This is a genomic window from Phnomibacter ginsenosidimutans (assembly GCF_009740285.1).
GTDB lineage: Bacteria > Bacteroidota > Bacteroidia > Chitinophagales > Chitinophagaceae > Phnomibacter > Phnomibacter ginsenosidimutans.
Genome location: NZ_CP046566.1, coordinates 539,163 through 553,737 on the forward strand (window position 1 = coordinate 539,163; position 14,575 = coordinate 553,737).

The 14,575-nt window shown below is 47.2% G+C and carries 13 protein-coding genes; 5 read left to right on the forward strand and 8 right to left on the reverse strand.

The genetic code is table 11. The annotated features are described in order from the left end of the window. Positions 1-131: 131 nt before the first annotated feature. The gene (gene purD, locus GLV81_RS02275; RefSeq protein ID WP_157476491.1) at positions 132-1,400 is read right to left on the reverse strand and encodes a phosphoribosylamine--glycine ligase; all 1,269 of its coding nucleotides are present in this window, start codon (positions 1,398-1,400) and stop codon (positions 132-134) included. Between the two features lie 152 nt (positions 1,401-1,552). Here purD and GLV81_RS02280 point away from each other — a divergent pair, with 152 nt between their 5' ends. The 3 genes from GLV81_RS02280 to GLV81_RS02290 all read left to right on the forward strand — a co-directional run bounded on the left by GLV81_RS02280 (position 1,553) and on the right by GLV81_RS02290 (position 5,569). Continuing rightward, positions 1,553-3,007 carry a peptide MFS transporter gene (locus GLV81_RS02280; RefSeq protein ID WP_281350844.1) on the forward strand — a complete coding sequence of 485 codons (1,455 nt, stop codon included), beginning with the start codon at positions 1,553-1,555 and terminating at the stop codon, positions 3,005-3,007. Further along, on the forward strand, positions 2,979-3,425 hold the full coding sequence (locus GLV81_RS02285) for a hypothetical protein (protein WP_157476493.1): 447 nt from the start codon (positions 2,979-2,981) through the stop codon (positions 3,423-3,425). The genes GLV81_RS02280 and GLV81_RS02285 overlap by 29 nt, the downstream gene beginning before the upstream one ends. Positions 3,426-3,514: 89 nt before the next feature. Continuing rightward, complete coding sequence (locus GLV81_RS02290; RefSeq protein WP_157476495.1) at positions 3,515-5,569, forward strand: OPT family oligopeptide transporter; 2,055 nt, start codon at positions 3,515-3,517, stop codon at positions 5,567-5,569. Positions 5,570-5,757: 188 nt separating this feature from the next. On the opposite strand, the gene GLV81_RS02295 is transcribed toward GLV81_RS02290, so the two are convergent. The 6 genes from GLV81_RS02295 to GLV81_RS02320 all read right to left on the reverse strand — a co-directional run bounded on the left by GLV81_RS02295 (position 5,758) and on the right by GLV81_RS02320 (position 10,977). Beyond that, on the reverse strand, positions 5,758-6,702 hold the full coding sequence (locus GLV81_RS02295) for a 1-acyl-sn-glycerol-3-phosphate acyltransferase (RefSeq protein ID WP_197428857.1): 945 nt from the start codon (positions 6,700-6,702) through the stop codon (positions 5,758-5,760). A 95-nt stretch (positions 6,703-6,797) separates the two neighbouring features. Then, on the reverse strand, positions 6,798-8,411 hold the full coding sequence (gene pckA, locus GLV81_RS02300) for a phosphoenolpyruvate carboxykinase (ATP) (protein WP_157476499.1): 1,614 nt from the start codon (positions 8,409-8,411) through the stop codon (positions 6,798-6,800). 231 nt (positions 8,412-8,642) lie between these two features. After that, positions 8,643-8,873 (reverse strand): hypothetical protein, encoded by a 231-nt coding sequence (locus GLV81_RS02305; RefSeq protein WP_157476501.1) that lies wholly within the window; start codon positions 8,871-8,873, stop codon positions 8,643-8,645. Then, positions 8,873-9,232 carry a translation initiation factor gene (locus tag GLV81_RS02310; RefSeq protein ID WP_157476503.1) on the reverse strand — a complete coding sequence of 120 codons (360 nt, stop codon included), beginning with the start codon at positions 9,230-9,232 and terminating at the stop codon, positions 8,873-8,875. The genes GLV81_RS02305 and GLV81_RS02310 overlap by 1 nt, the downstream gene beginning before the upstream one ends. A 135-nt stretch (positions 9,233-9,367) precedes the next feature. Beyond that, positions 9,368-10,240 carry a carboxylating nicotinate-nucleotide diphosphorylase gene (gene nadC / locus GLV81_RS02315; RefSeq protein ID WP_157476505.1) on the reverse strand — a complete coding sequence of 291 codons (873 nt, stop codon included), beginning with the start codon at positions 10,238-10,240 and terminating at the stop codon, positions 9,368-9,370. A gap of 125 nt (positions 10,241-10,365) precedes the next feature. Then, positions 10,366-10,977 (reverse strand): YceI family protein, encoded by a 612-nt coding sequence (locus tag GLV81_RS02320; protein WP_197428858.1) that lies wholly within the window; start codon positions 10,975-10,977, stop codon positions 10,366-10,368. A gap of 654 nt (positions 10,978-11,631) precedes the next feature. On the opposite strand from GLV81_RS02320, the gene gpmI reads away from it, so the two are divergent. Beyond that, positions 11,632-13,152: a 2,3-bisphosphoglycerate-independent phosphoglycerate mutase gene (gene gpmI / locus GLV81_RS02325; protein WP_157476509.1), complete on the forward strand. Its 1,521-nt coding sequence runs from the start codon at positions 11,632-11,634 to the stop codon at positions 13,150-13,152. A gap of 315 nt (positions 13,153-13,467) precedes the next feature. Continuing rightward, the gene (tnpA, locus tag GLV81_RS02330; protein ID WP_197428859.1) at positions 13,468-13,926 is read left to right on the forward strand and encodes an IS200/IS605 family transposase; all 459 of its coding nucleotides are present in this window, start codon (positions 13,468-13,470) and stop codon (positions 13,924-13,926) included. Between the two features lie 160 nt (positions 13,927-14,086). Here tnpA and GLV81_RS02335 read toward each other — a convergent pair whose 3' ends face one another. Further along, positions 14,087-14,566, reverse strand: a complete 480-nt coding sequence (locus GLV81_RS02335; RefSeq protein ID WP_157476511.1) for a hypothetical protein — start codon at positions 14,564-14,566, stop codon at positions 14,087-14,089. Positions 14,567-14,575 lie beyond the last annotated feature (9 nt).

A 14,575-nucleotide genomic window follows, 5' to 3' on the forward strand; every position in this document is an offset into this window, starting at 1 on the left:
AATAAAAAAAGAGAACGGCAATTAGACCGTTCTCTTTTTTTTGCTTAAAGCAGAAGGCTAAAGGCAAAAGACAAAACAACTCCGAGACCTCCTTTCCTCTGTGCGAAAAAAACTCAAACGCCGAAGGCTCTTTACTCGAATTCGTACCCGATATCATTCCTGAAATACATGCCTTCAAACTGCACCTGTGCAATGCAGGCTTTGGCTTGTGCAGCAGCCTGCTGTATGGTAGGCGCCAATGATGTAGCGGTAATCACACGGCCACCACTCGTTACCAGTGTGCCTTCATCTTTCAATTGCGTACCTGCATGAAACAGCATGGTATCCGCTGGTAGTGTTGCGGGTAGTTGCATGGTTTTTCCTTTGGCATAATCGCCGGGATAGCCACCGCTTACCGCCATCACAGTGGCCGCCGCTCTGTCATCTATTTTCACTGATGCATTGGCAAGAGAACCGTTGTTGAGTTGTACAAACAATTCCACCAAATCACTTTGTAAACGAGGCATTACCACTTCTGTTTCGGGGTCGCCCATGCGGCAGTTGTATTCAATCACATACGGTTCGCCTTCCACATTAATCAAACCAAAAAATACAAATCCTTTGTACACCAAATCTTCTTTGGCAAAACCATTGATGGTGGGTTCAATAATGCGGTCGATTACTTTTTGCATAAACACATCATCTGCAAAAGGCACAGGACTCACACAGCCCATGCCGCCGGTGTTGAGGCCGGTATCGCCTTCACCAATGCGTTTGTAATCTTTGGCATGGCCAATGATTTTATAGTCTTTGCCATCGGTCAATACAAACACGCTGATTTCAATGCCTGATAAAAATTGTTCTACCACTACACGGCTGCTGGCGTCACCAAATTGTTTGTGCAAAATCATTTCGGCAAACACTTGTTGCGCTTCTTCGTGGGTGCTGCAAATCACCACGCCTTTGCCTGCGGCGAGGCCGTCGGCTTTCAGTACAATGGGCAGGCTGTGTTGTGCCAGATAGGCTTTGCCGTCTTCAAAATTGTCGGCGGTAAATTCAGCATACGCAGCAGTAGGTATTTGCTGACGCTGCATAAACTTTTTGCTGAATGCTTTGCTGCCTTCTAATTGTGCGGCTTCTTTCGAAGGGCCAATGACTGCTACGCCTTTGGCAGTAAAATAATCATACACGCCATTTACCAGCGGATCTTCGGGGCCCACTACAATCAGGTCGATGTGATTGGCAGCCACAAATTTTTCGATGGCTGCAAAATCATTGACGCCAATAGGAACATTGGTGCCGATGTTGCCGGTGCCGCCATTGCCGGGGGCAATAAAGAGTTGTTGGCACAAGGGGCTTTGTTTCATTTTCCAGGCCAGGGCGTGTTCGCGGCCGCCGGCGCCAAGTAGCAGTATGTTCATGATTGCAGTGCGGTAATAATTGGCTGCGAAAGTAGCCTAAAATCAGCCCGTGGTGTGCATTTTCTACCTATTTTGGGCCGCCGCCGCCAAACGGGCCGGCATCAAAACAAAAAACAACGTATGAGTGACATTGCTACGAAAAAGGCCACCCCATAGGGCTTGGTGTATTGTTTGCAACGGAAATGTGGGAACGCTTCAACTACTACGGCATGAGGGCCATCCTCATTCTGTTTATGACGAAGGCCCTGATGTTTGATAAGGCTTTTGCATCCAATTTGTACGGTAGTTACACTGGTCTGGTGTACCTCACACCATTGATTGGTGGTTTCATCAGCGATCGTTTTTGGGGCAACCAACGTTCCATTATTGCGGGTGGTATTCTTATGGCTTTGGGCGAATTTGTGTTGTTCGGTTGTGCCTCTGTGTATGCTACCAATTCTTCGCTGGCCACCTTTTTATTTTTCACGGGTCTTGGATTGATGATTGCCGGTAATGGTTTTTTCAAACCCAATATCAGCAGCATGGTGGGCCAACTCTATCCTGATGGCGACAACAGAAAAGATGCGGCATATACCATCTTTTATATGGGTATCAACGTGGGTGGTGCACTCGGACCTTTCTTGTGTGGTCTCGTTGGTGATACAGGCAATCCCTTCGATTTCAAATGGGCCTTTTTGGTGGCCGGTATTGGTATGACCATCAGCGTAATTGTACAGTTGCTGCTACACAAAAAATATGTAAAAGGACCCGATGGAGAAGTGCTCGGCTTAACACCTGCAGGTGTGGCCAAGTCTGTCATCAATCCATTTTTAATGGCTGTTGGTTTGGTGGCTTTTTCTGCTGTCATGATTGGCATTTTATATGCCGATGCTAAAATATTTCCCTTCCTCAGCTACTTGCTCATAGCTTGTGTGGTGTTCATCGCTTTCATTATTTTCTCCGATAAAACCTTATCGAAGATTGAAAAGGATAGACTGGTAGTAGTATTTGTTGCTTCTTTCTTTGTGGTGTTTTTCTGGAGTGCATTTGAGCAGGCTGGTGCTTCGCTCAATTTCTTTGCCGATGAACAAACCAAACGCGACCTCGGCTTCTGGACCATTCCGGCCAGTTTGTTTCAATCACTCAATTCCATCTTCGTTGTTTTATTTGCGCCGTTATTCGCTTTTATCTGGGTTAAGATGGGTAAAAATGAGCCATCTGCTTTGACCAAAATGGCCATCGGTTTAATGTTACTTACCATTGGTTACGTTGTCATTGGTTTGGGTGTGAAAGGTGTTGCTCCTTCTGTTAAAATAAGTGTGATGTGGCTGATAAGTATGTATGCATTGCACACATGGGGTGAGCTATGCTTGTCACCAATCGGATTGTCTTTGGTAAATAAATTGGCACCATTCAAGTTAGCATCGCTTATGATGGCAGTTTGGTTTTTGGCAAATGCTGGTGCTAATAAGCTGGCTGGGGTATTAAGCGCCCTGTATCCAGAAGAACAAATAAAGGAGGCTACTTACGATGTTGCAAAATCAAGTATTTCGGTTGACAGCGTAACCTTTGATTGGCGTAATGCGGAGTTGAATAGGAATGCTTGTTACGGCAGGTACTACATTTAATTTTACGGCGGTTAAAAAATCTGAAAATTCGTCCAAATCAGACAGCATTACTCAAATCAAATTTATCCCTGGAGGCAAATACATCACCGCTGATGATAGTTTTAAGGTGAAAAGAACTTACCCGATTGCATTAAGCGAAAAAGAGCTTAAGGCTCTTGCGTTAACTGGTGAAAAGGAACCCAAATTTGTTGCTTACTTGTCTGAAGACGGAAAACAAGTAGGTATATTGAAAGAAGGAAAAGCAACAGATTCATTTGAAGTTTGGAACTTATATCCTGAGAAGAAATCAATATTCGGTTTTAAGCTGAATAATTTATACGACTTCTTCATGCTCTTTGTGGTAATGTCGGGTATTGCATCAATCATTCTGTTCATTCTCTCTAAGAAATTTCAAAAGCTCATGCATGGTGTGAAGTAAGTCCTGCATCAAGCATCGTAAAAATGGAGATACCTCAGGTGTCTCCATTTTTTATTTCCCTATCTTTCTCGCTATTAAAAATTTGCTGTATGAGTGATGTGAAATTTCAACCTTTCATACCCGACGAAGCAAGGATTCCGGAGTTTACGGTCAAAAGTATTCTCATGGGTGCTTTGTTCGGCATTATTTTCGGTGCCTCCACAGTGTACCTGGCGCTAAAAGCTGGCCTCACTGTGAGTGCTTCCATTCCCATTGCCGTTATCGCCATTACCTTGGGAAGGCGATTGCTCAAAACCACCATTCTCGAAAACAACATTATCCAAACCACTGGTAGTGCCGGCGAAAGCATTGCGGCTGGTGTGGTGTTTACCCTGCCGGGTTTTTTGTTTTTGAGTGATCCGGAGAGCAAAGAATTTTTCCGCTACATCACCATTCTTACCCTTGCCATTTTTGGTGGCATGCTGGGTACACTGATGATGATTCCACTGCGCCGTTCTTTGATTGTAAAAGAACACGGTACGTTGCCCTATCCTGAAGGCACGGCTTGCGCCAGTGTGCTCAAGGCCGGTGAAAAAGGTGGCGACATTGCGAAGACCGCATTTGTGGGCCTTGGTTTCGCTTTTGCGTATGCGTTTTTGCAAAAGCTGTTTCATGTAATTGCAGAAACACCGCAGGCCATGACAGCTCAAATCAACAAATATTTTCCCAGTGCCAAAGTGAGTGGCGAAATCACGCCGGAGTACATGGGCGTGGGTTACATCATCGGGCCAAAAATCAGTGGTGTGTTGGTGGCAGGTGGGGTGATAGCATGGATGGCTTTGATACCCTTGCTGGCTACGCTGGTGCCGGCTGATGTGATAGCAGCGCAACTGGTAAAGCTGGGCTACCTCGGTGGTTTGGATAAGGCCGGCGGTGCCGGTGGCTGGGACCCTGTGACACATACTTTCTCGGATTATTCAGCAGCTATTTACCGGGCTTACGTACGTCAGATTGGTGCAGGCGCCGTGGCTGCGGGTGGTTTCATTACATTGATTAAAACCATTCCTACTATCATCTCTTCTTTCAAAGGCAGCCTTGGATCCATGAAAGAAAAAGGCGATGCAGCTGTTGCTGTAAAACGTACCGAACAAGACCTGAGTATGAAAGTGGTGTTGATTGGTAGTTTGGCACTGGTACTCATTTTGGCAGCACTGCCTTTTGTACCCGGCGACAACTTTTTCAGCCGCTTGCTGCTGGGTGTATTGGTGATTATTTTTGGTGCTTTTTTCGTTACCGTTTCTTCCCGTATTGTGGGTCTGATTGGCTCGAGCAACAACCCCATCAGTGGCATGACGATTGCGACGATTATGGGTACTTGTTTGATTTTTATTACTGTCGGTTGGACAGGTAAAGTGTACGAACCGATGGCACTTGTTGTGGGCGGTTTGATTTGTATTGCTGCTGCCAATGCTGGTGCTACTTCGCAAGATTTGAAAACGGGCTACATTGTAGGGGCAACGCCCAAATATCAGCAGCTGGCTTTGTTTGTAGGCGCCATCGTTTCTTCCATTGCCATTGGTGCTACCATCAAAATTTTGGATACACCTACAGCCGAAATGTTGTCGCAGGGCATTACACATGCCATTGGTACCGATAAGTTTCCTGCACCACAAGGCACACTCATGGCCACGTTGATTAAAGGCATTTTGTCGTTCAACCTCGACTGGCAGTTTGTGTTGGTAGGTGTCGCTATTGCCATCACTATGGAATTGTGCGGCATCAAGAGTCTGAGTTTTGCCGTAGGCGTGTACCTGCCTTTGAGTACCACTTTGCCCATTTTTGCAGGCGGTGCCATTCGCGGTATTGTAGACTGGCGCAAAAAGAAAAATGGCGTGGTTGAAACTGCCGAAGAAGAAGATTTGGGTAAAGGCAATTTGTTTGCCACAGGACTGGTAGCAGGTGGTGCATTGGCAGGTGTGATCATTGCCTTTATGAGTGCACCCGATAGCATGAAAAATTTCATTAGCAGTGTCAATCTTGAACATGGCATCACCAGCATCCTTGGCGAACATGGCTACTTCTTGCTGGGGGTGTTGTGCTTTGTGGGGATGGGCTTTATGCTCTACCGCATTGGCATGAGCAAATCAGAATCATTGAAGGAATGATGGTAGATAAATGAGTGAATAAGTCAATAGTAAATGGGTGGATGTGTCGCTGTATGCATTCACCCATTTTTCATAGTTGCTGACTCCTGTGGGGATGCACTAGTGAAGCGACTTTTGTCGCTATTTGTAATTGAGTAAAATGGCAGTTGAAATCTGTCAACCTCCAAATCCTCAACAGTAGACGAGGACTATAAACATTGCATTATTCTTTCCAATGGATATAACTCAGTGCCAATGCAGGCAAGCCGAGCAGTACAATTGGCCATGCTTGCCACTGTGCAGTAAAAGCATACAACGCTTGCTGCGCAAACCAATAGCAGCGAAGGGTACAATGCAAACAAGATGGAAAGTAGAATGCTGTCGTAGTGCACGTTGTCTTTACTTACCTTTTGCACAAATGCAGTAAGCGGGAGGTACAATGGCGCATGCAGCACAGCACCGAGCATGGCTGGTAAAAACAATAGCACTCGTTTCCACAAGGCTGGTGGCTGATGTACAAATGGTACTTCGCTGCACAAATGCAGCAGTTGTTGTTCTGTTTGCTGATTGATTTGCGCCATGCAGGTAGCACTCTGCAGGTCGTTGGCTATTTCGCTGCCAAACACTTTTCCCAACCGAATGTCGATGGTTTTGCTGATGCGGTTGAAGCTGGAATATTCCAACCACACGGGCAGTACTTTAGCCGGAATGCCTTGCTGCCAGCAAGTTTGTAAAATTCTGGGTGCTCCTTTTTTGAGCGGTAGTTGCAGGGTAGTTTGGTTTTCGCAAAAGCCTTCCACAAAAATGAGGAGGATGCCATTGTTGCGCAGTACTTCTACACTCTTTACAAAAGTTTCTTCATTCAGGCTGAGCATGTGTTTGCCATCGCGGATGCGGTAAATAGGAATCATGTTCAGCAGGTGCAACATCTTTCTTACCCAGGCCTTTTTAAATACATCGCCACGGGTAATGAAGTGCACCGGATGCTTCATGTAGGCGCCGAGCAATATGGCATCTAAAAAGGAGTTGGGGTGATTAACGGCCAACAGCAAGGGGCCGGGCGTTTGCAATTGCTCTGCATGTAAAATGCGAATGCGTCTGGCCGCAAAAGGCATTGCCAGTCTCACCATCACTTTTACAAATCCGTAGAGCATACGCCGAAAGGTAAGGCAAATCATTATTCGGGAAAAAACGAAGGCCCCGCAGAAGCGGGGCCCGAATAAAAGGAGACAAGCAATCGAAAAGTCGTTTAGTTCTGGTCGTTGTGCAACACTGGTGCAGCAGCCAAAATTTCTGCCGTTACACCGGATGCATATTTTTCAAAGTTTTGTACAAAGTCGTGGGCCAGTGCAGCAGCCCGCTGATCGTATGCGGCAGCATCGGGCCAGTTTTTACGTGGGTTCAGCACTTCAGAAGGTACGCCGGGGCAATGCATGGGCACTTGCAGGCGGAAGTAGGGGAGCAACTCATATTTCAAATCATCGAGTTCTCCATTCAGTGCTGCCGTAATCATGGCACGGGTGTAGCTCAGTTTAATGCGGCTGCCAGTGCCATACGCACCACCTATCCAGCCTGTATTGATGAGCCACACATTCACGTCGTGTTGCTGCAATTTTTCGCCCAGCATTTGGGCATACTTGCCGGGGTGCAGCGGTAAAAACGGTGCGCCAAAGCAGGCACTGAAGGTGCTCTTCGGTTCGGTTACACCAGCTTCGGTACCGGCCACTCTGGCTGTGTAGCCACTGATGAAATGGTACATGGCCTGCTCACGGGTAAGGCGGCTAATGGGTGGCAACACACCGTTGGCATCACAAGTGAGGAAGAAAATATTGCGTGGGATACCCGCTACTGCCGGCGATTTGGCATTGCTGATAAAATGTAACGGATAACTGACACGGGTATTTTCTGTAATGTCTTTGGCCGAAAAATCTACTTCGTTGGTGCCGGGCACAAATACAATGTTTTCCAACAAGGCGCCGGGCTTGATGGCGGCAAAAATTTCAGGTTCTTTTTCGGCAGTCAGGTCAATGCACTTGGCATAGCAACCACCTTCAAAATTGAACACGCCATCTTTTGTCCAGCCGTGTTCATCATCGCCAATCAACTGGCGGTTGGGGTCGGCACTCAGCGTTGTTTTTCCTGTTCCGCTCAGGCCAAAAAAGACGGCAGTATCGCCCAGCCGGCCTACGTTGGCCGAGCAGTGCATGCTCAGCACTTGCTGCTGCTGGGGCAGTATGTAATTCAGGATGGTGAAAATACCTTTTTTCATTTCGCCGGTATAGCCGGTGCCACCTATCAAAATCATTTTATGTGTAAATGAAATGATGGCAAAATGCGGGCTTCTGGTACCATCCAGTTTGGGCTCGGCTTCAAAGCCGGGGGCTTGCATGATGATCCAATCGGGCTCAAATGTTTTGAGCTCCTCCTGCGTAGGCCGCATAAACATATTGTAGGCAAACAGGTTGCTCCAAGCATGTTCGTTAATCACCCGAATGTTGAGTCGAAAACGATCGTCGGCACATACGTATCCATCTCGTACCCAAAGCGCTGGTTGCTCACTCATGTAGCCGGCCATTTTTTGGCGCAGCTGCAAAAAGTACTGCTCATCAATGGGCATGTTGAAGTTGTTCCAGTGAACGGTGTTGGCCGTGAGGGCGTCCTTCACAATGAACTTATCCTGCGGACTGCGACCGGTAAATTTTCCGGTACGGATGCACAAAGCTCCGGTAGCGCTAATCTCACCCTGACCCTGGAGCAAGGTTTGCTCGGTAAGTGTTTCGGGGCTAAGCTGGTAGTGAATCTGACCTGTGCGGATGCCAAGGTGTTTCAGGGAAATAATGTTTCGGGCAATGGTTTGTTCCATAGCAAAAGCAAGCAATCGTTGAGGGGCAAATGTAGAAGGGCTGTACAATCGCTTTGAATTATTAGCCCCTCAAAATTGAATAACCGTATAACGATTCTGAATATCCATTGATGGATTTCCAAAATTTCTTAGAAATGGATTAGACGCCTCCGAAATTTATTATGCAAACGTTTGCGTGCGTAGAAAGTTTTTGGGGTGTACTTCTTACACACTCGCTTATGCGGGTGTAAGTTATCTGTTGAGCAACATTTGTAAAAAGGAGGAAGTGATGAGGACAATAGCGAGTAAAATGCTGCCAAACATGGTGAGCATTTTGCCAATGCGGATGCGGCTTTCTTGTTGTATCTGATGTGCTTTGTACCACACGATAAGACCCGATAGCAGCATCAGCATTGCCGGCAGCAACATCAGTTGCAGCAAAGCCAGCAAGGCATGTAATTTATCCGCTTCATGTGCGTCCATCAGCCACCGGCTTTTTTGGTTTGGGTGTAGCCATTTTTCAGCAACCATTGCAGCACTTTGTCGCGGTGGTCGCCCTGAACCAGTATTTCACCCTCTTTTACACTGCCGCCGGTACCGCAGGCTTGCTTGAGTTGCTTGCCCAGTTGTTCCAGGTCGGCATCGGGGCCTTCAAACCCGGCAACAATGGTAACGGCTTTGCCACCGCGGTGTTTGGTTTCAAACCAAATGCGCAGGCGTTGTTGTGCTGCAGGCAGCAATGCTGTTGGTGTTTCATCCTCCACGGGTTTAAAATTGGGGTCGGTGCTGTATACAAGGCCGCCCAAATCGGAGAGGCTGTTGAGTTTCTTTTTTTGTGCCATGGAAAAAGAGGATAATTACCACAGAGGTAAATGAGTACAAACAAGAGGTACACAGTGTTTGACTGGTGAAAGAATATTACGGCCTTCCGCTTTTAGCTTTTTTTGCCAATTGTATTTCCTATCAACCACCAACCATCAACCATTTCTTATCTGCGCTTTCAAACTCAGGTCTAAACTTTTGGCCTGATGAATGAGTGCTCCGGTGCTCACATAATCTACACCCGTTGCAGCATAAGATTCTATGTTGTCGAGGGTAATGCCGCCGCTGGCTTCGGTTTCAAAATCATCGCTCAGTATGTGCAGCGCAGTTACAATATCTGCCGGTTGAAAATTATCGACCATTACCCGAAATACTTTGCCACGGCCCACTTTGGCCACCAATGCTACATCTTCCAGCGTACGGGTTTCTACTTCTATTTTCATGCCTGGCTTGTGTTCGTTTACATAAGTCCAAGCACGTTCTATAGCTGCTTCAATGCCGCCTGCATAGTCAATATGGTTGTCTTTCAGCATGATCATATCGTACAAGCCAAAGCGGTGGTTGACGGCACCGCCAATGCGTACCGCTTCTTTTTCGAGCAGTCGAAAATTGGGCGTGGTTTTGCGGGTGTCGAGAATGCGGGTTTTATAGCCCTGCAATTTTTTTACATACTGCTCTGTAAGGGTAGCAATGCCACTCATGCGTTGCATGCAGTTGAGCACCAGTCTTTCGCAGCTGAGAATGGTATGAATGGAGGCTTCCACCGCAAATGCCGTTTCACCATTTTGCATGTGTTGGCCATCTTGTTTGTGCTGGTGAAAATGTACATCGGGTTCTACCAGGCGGAATATTTTTTCGGCAACCTGTACACCAGCCAATACGCCCTGCTGTTTAATGCGCAGTACTGCTCTTCCTTTTTGCGAAGCGGGAATACAAGACAGGGTGCTGTGGTCGCCATCGCCAATGTCTTCAGCCAATGCTTCCTGTACCAGGTGGGCCAGTTTCTGATCAAATTCAATACTCGTCATAGCCAACATTTGTAGGGGCCAAAGGTAGTTGTATGCTGTAAAGCAAAACAGGCAATACTTGCGTATTACCTGTTTGCTCTGATGGATGGATGCCGTAATGAATACGACTCCAGGCCGTGTCTAAATTACTTGGTATTGGCTACCAATTGCAATTCGATGATGAAATCATCATAGATCGCTTTGTCGCCAATGCTTTCGAAGAAGCTCTTAGAACCATAACGGATGTCGAATTGGGTGCGGTCAACAGTAATGGTAGCAGTAGCCTTCAGGGTCTTGCCGTCCATGATGATGGCAGCAGGAAACTCGATGGGCTTGGTGATGCCTTTGATAGTGAGGTTACCTTTTACAGTGTAACTACCGGCCTGGCTGGCAGGTGTAACAGAAGTAATGACGAAAGTGGCAGTCTTGTGCTTGTCTACGCTAAAGAAGTCGTCGCTTTTCAGGTGGCCGAGCAGTTTGCCATTCATGTTAGCATCTTTGATGTCAACCACAGCCATAGTGGTCATGTCAATGGTGAAAGAACCAGCTACCAGTTTGTCGTTGGCTACGGTGATTTCGCCACCGCTCAGCTTCACGGTACCGTCATGCTTACCGGTTACTTTTTCTGCCTTCCACACCAGGTTGCTCTGGGCAGTGTTTACGGCATATTTACCATTGGCTTTGCCACCACCGGCAAAGGCTGAAGCGCTGATAGCCAACAAGGCGAAGGCTGCGAAAGTTGCTTTGATTTGTTTCATTTTTTTAGTGTTGTATGGTTTGAATGATAGGTTACTTGAAAATACATGTACATACATGTATTGAGTGCAAAACTGTGATGTTTGTACATACAAACCAAATTTCTCTTTGTGAAAATTTCTATAACAGTTTTTGGGGAGGAGGGTTTTCGCACAGCGGGTTATTTGCCTTCGGCAAATGAGTGTATGTTTTCGCACAGAGGGCACGGAGCTATCAGAGGTTTTACTTTCGGCTTTTGGCCTTTAGCGTTTGAGTTGTTCGCACAGAGGACGCAGAGAGCTCAGAGGATTTTTATTCCATCAGTGAAAATCCTTTGCTCACATGTGCCAATTCTCGTCTCAGTATTTCGCACAGTGCTTTTGGCCTCCGGCCTTCAGCGTTTGCGTTGTTCGCACAGAGGCCACGGCGAGCACAGAGGAGTTGAGGCATCTGATTCAATCTGTGTAAATCCGTTATTCATCCGTCCAAATCCGCGTCCCAGTATTTCTCAAAACAAAAAATTGTGTCATTCGTGCCGATTCGAAAAATCCGTGCTACTCATTCGGTTGTTCAAAATCATGTTTTTACCCCAACCAATTGAGGTAAATTCGCACGGCTAAAGCAGCGCCTGACGCTGGCATAGCATTTATTACAACCAAACAAGCAATCGATATCTCATGAACAAAACCATGCTCGTTATTATGGACGGATGGGGCCTGGGCCAGGTGCCCGGCAGCGACGCCATCCGTGCCGCCAATACCCCTTTTGTCGACAGTTTATACAGCCAATATCCCAACACGACGCTCATTACCTGCGGCGAAGCCGTGGGCCTGCCCGACGGGCAAATGGGCAACAGCGAAGTGGGCCACCTCAACCTGGGGGCCGGCCGCATTGTGTATCAGGAGTTGCAACGCATCAACGTGGCCATTCGCAGTGGCGAGTTTCAGCAAAATGCGGTGTTGCTCAACAGCATCCGCTATGCCAAAGAAAACAACAAGCCGCTCCACCTCGTAGGCCTGGTAAGTGATGGCGGTGTGCACAGCCACATCAACCATGTAAAAGCCATTGTGAGCCTGTGCCAGGCAGAAGGCTTGTCGAATGTATTCATCCATGCCTTTACCGACGGCCGCGATTGCGACCCCAAAAGCGGCTTGGGTTTCATCAAAGATTTGCAGCAGCACCTCGATGCTACCGTAGGTAAAATTGCTACGGTTGACGGTCGCTATTATGCCATGGACCGCGACAAACGCTGGGAGCGAGTGAAGCTGGCCTACGATGCCATGGTAAAAGGCGAAGGTCCAACCGCCACCAGTGCTATTGCTGCCGTAGAAGCAGCGTATGCCGCTGATGTAACCGATGAATTCATTAAGCCAACGGTGATGGTGGATGCTGAAGGAAAACCCGTGGCGACCATTCAGGAAGGCGATGCCGTGCTGGTGTTCAACTTCCGTACCGACCGCTGCCGCGAAATCACCGAAGTGCTGACGCAGCAAGACTTCCCCGACTTTGGCATGCACAAGCTGCCACTCCATTACACCACCATGACCGAATACAACAAAAACTGGACGGGTGTACACGTGGTGTTTGAAACCGACAACCTCAATAATACGTTGGGAGAAGTGATTGCCGCGAATGGTTTGAAGCAAATCCGCATGGCGGAAACCGAAAAATATCCGCATGTAACCTTCTTCTTCAGCGGTGGCCGCGAAGCCACTTTTGAAGGCGAAAAGCGGTTGATTGTACAAAGCCCCAAAGTGGCCACTTACGATTTGCAGCCCGAAATGAGTGCCAATGAAGTAACCGCTTTGCTGCTGCCGGAAATTGAAACAGAAGAGTCGGCATTTATCTGCCTCAACTTTGCCAATGCCGACATGGTGGGCCATACGGGGGTATGGGAAGCCGCCATTAAAGCTGCCGAAACGGTAGACAATTGTGTTCGCCAGGTGGTAACTACGGGTCTGGCGCATGGCTATACCATTTTCCTCACCGCCGACCATGGCAACAGCGATTATCTGGTGAATGAAGATGGCAGCCCCAATACGGCACATACGCTCAATCCGGTGCCGCTGTTTGTGATCAGCAATACCTGGAAAGGCACCGTGAAGCCTGGCAAACTGGGCGATATTGCTCCGAGCATTTTAACGATGATGGGCCTCCCCATTCCGAAGGAAATGACGGGTGAGGTGTTGGTGTCGTGAAACAATTACATGATATGAAAGAGGCTGTCTCAAATGGTTGAGGCAGCCTCTTTTTTACCTGAAATGGCTAAAGCCATTACCGGCGTTTGTTTGAGACCTTGTAACCCACGGTTGAAACCGTGGGCTAGTTAAATGCGGGTTGCAATCGTATAAGCCTAGGATTAAAACCGTGTGCTGGGTTAATGTGGAACGCGATTACAAAATGGTATATTCGGTGGGCTGTGCAAATGGAAAAAGAATTAGCCCACGGTTTCAACCGTGGGAAATGTAGGCAAGAGATCGTATGCAAACCGTTTCAACGGTTTAGCTATCTTAGTGAAACACGCTTTTGAAACCATGTCGCACTCGTACAATAAAATTTGGATTCATGCCATTTGGGCTACCAAAGAAAGAATGCCATTGATTCATGCGAACGTTGAAAATCAAATTCACCAATTCATCAACGAACAATTGGCTGAACTAGGTTGTCCGGCAAAAATCATCAATGGTATGCCTGACCATATTCATTGTTTGTTTTTGCTGTCTCCTCAAAAATCAGTGGCAGAGATTATCAAACACATAAAAGGCAGTAGCTCTCACTTTATCAATCAACAAAATATGGTAGCTGAAAAATTTGCCTGGCAAACAGGATATGCCGCTTATTCCGTTTCAGCATCGGTGGTAGGTAAAGTAGTTGAATATATACGGAATCAAAAGGGCCATCATCAAAAGAAAACCTTTTTGCAAGAGTACGATGAGTTTCTTCTGGCTTATGGTTTAGACAAGAATGATTAGTTAACCTCTATGTCATTAACTGGATTCATTTGGTATTGATGAAAAACTGAAACATGGGTTGTGTGCCATATTTTATTTTCACAAGCCCAAGTAATGATGATGAAATAGTAAAAGAGCTACAACAAATTGCTGTAGCTCTTTTACTATTCAACGAAGAAAATTACACCGTTTCCACTTTTTCAATCGTCATCAATTCATCAAACGATACGTGTACGAGGCGGAGCAATTTGTCTTCGAGCAGTTGGGCCATGGTGTCCATGTACACAATCACATCTTCCCGCTGGTTGCGGCTGAGCCAGCGAAAACCGCCGGGCAGGGCTTGCAACACTTCTTTGTCTTCGAGGTATTCAATGTTGTGAATATCGCTGGGGGTGAGGCCAATTTGCTGCAGCTTGCTGATGAGCAGTCCCACAGGCGCATCGGTTACGCCGCAATATTCTTCGGCCAGTTCTGTCCATTCGCCATCACCGGTGCGGGCAAAGTGCATGATTTCTTTTTCATCGAGGCGGGTGATGGTTTGCAACAGGTTGCCGCAGTTGCAACTGCCATGGTTGCCCCATGCATATTTGGTGTCGGGCTGGCGCAGCCGGCGGGCGGTTTCACGAAGGGCTTCTATTAATGCCAGATTGGGATGAGCCATACAAACAGA

Excerpts from the sequence above, each read along its gene's own strand:
- purD (WP_157476491.1), bottom strand. The coding sequence starts at position 1,400 with ATGAACATACTGCTACTTGGCGCCGGCGGCCGCGAACACGCCCTGGCC.
- GLV81_RS02285 (WP_157476493.1), top strand. The coding sequence starts at position 2,979 with ATGCTTGTTACGGCAGGTACTACATTTAATTTTACGGCGGTTAAAAAA.
- GLV81_RS02290 (WP_157476495.1), top strand. The coding sequence starts at position 3,515 with ATGAGTGATGTGAAATTTCAACCTTTCATACCCGACGAAGCAAGGATT.
- GLV81_RS02295 (WP_197428857.1), bottom strand. The coding sequence starts at position 6,702 with ATGCTCTACGGATTTGTAAAAGTGATGGTGAGACTGGCAATGCCTTTT.
- pckA (WP_157476499.1), bottom strand. The coding sequence starts at position 8,411 with ATGGAACAAACCATTGCCCGAAACATTATTTCCCTGAAACACCTTGGC.
- GLV81_RS02305 (WP_157476501.1), bottom strand. The coding sequence starts at position 8,873 with ATGGACGCACATGAAGCGGATAAATTACATGCCTTGCTGGCTTTGCTG.
- GLV81_RS02310 (WP_157476503.1), bottom strand. The coding sequence starts at position 9,232 with ATGGCACAAAAAAAGAAACTCAACAGCCTCTCCGATTTGGGCGGCCTT.
- nadC (WP_157476505.1), bottom strand. The coding sequence starts at position 10,240 with ATGACGAGTATTGAATTTGATCAGAAACTGGCCCACCTGGTACAGGAA.
- GLV81_RS02320 (WP_197428858.1), bottom strand. The coding sequence starts at position 10,977 with ATGAAACAAATCAAAGCAACTTTCGCAGCCTTCGCCTTGTTGGCTATC.
- gpmI (WP_157476509.1), top strand. The coding sequence starts at position 11,632 with ATGAACAAAACCATGCTCGTTATTATGGACGGATGGGGCCTGGGCCAG.
- GLV81_RS02335 (WP_157476511.1), bottom strand. The coding sequence starts at position 14,566 with ATGGCTCATCCCAATCTGGCATTAATAGAAGCCCTTCGTGAAACCGCC.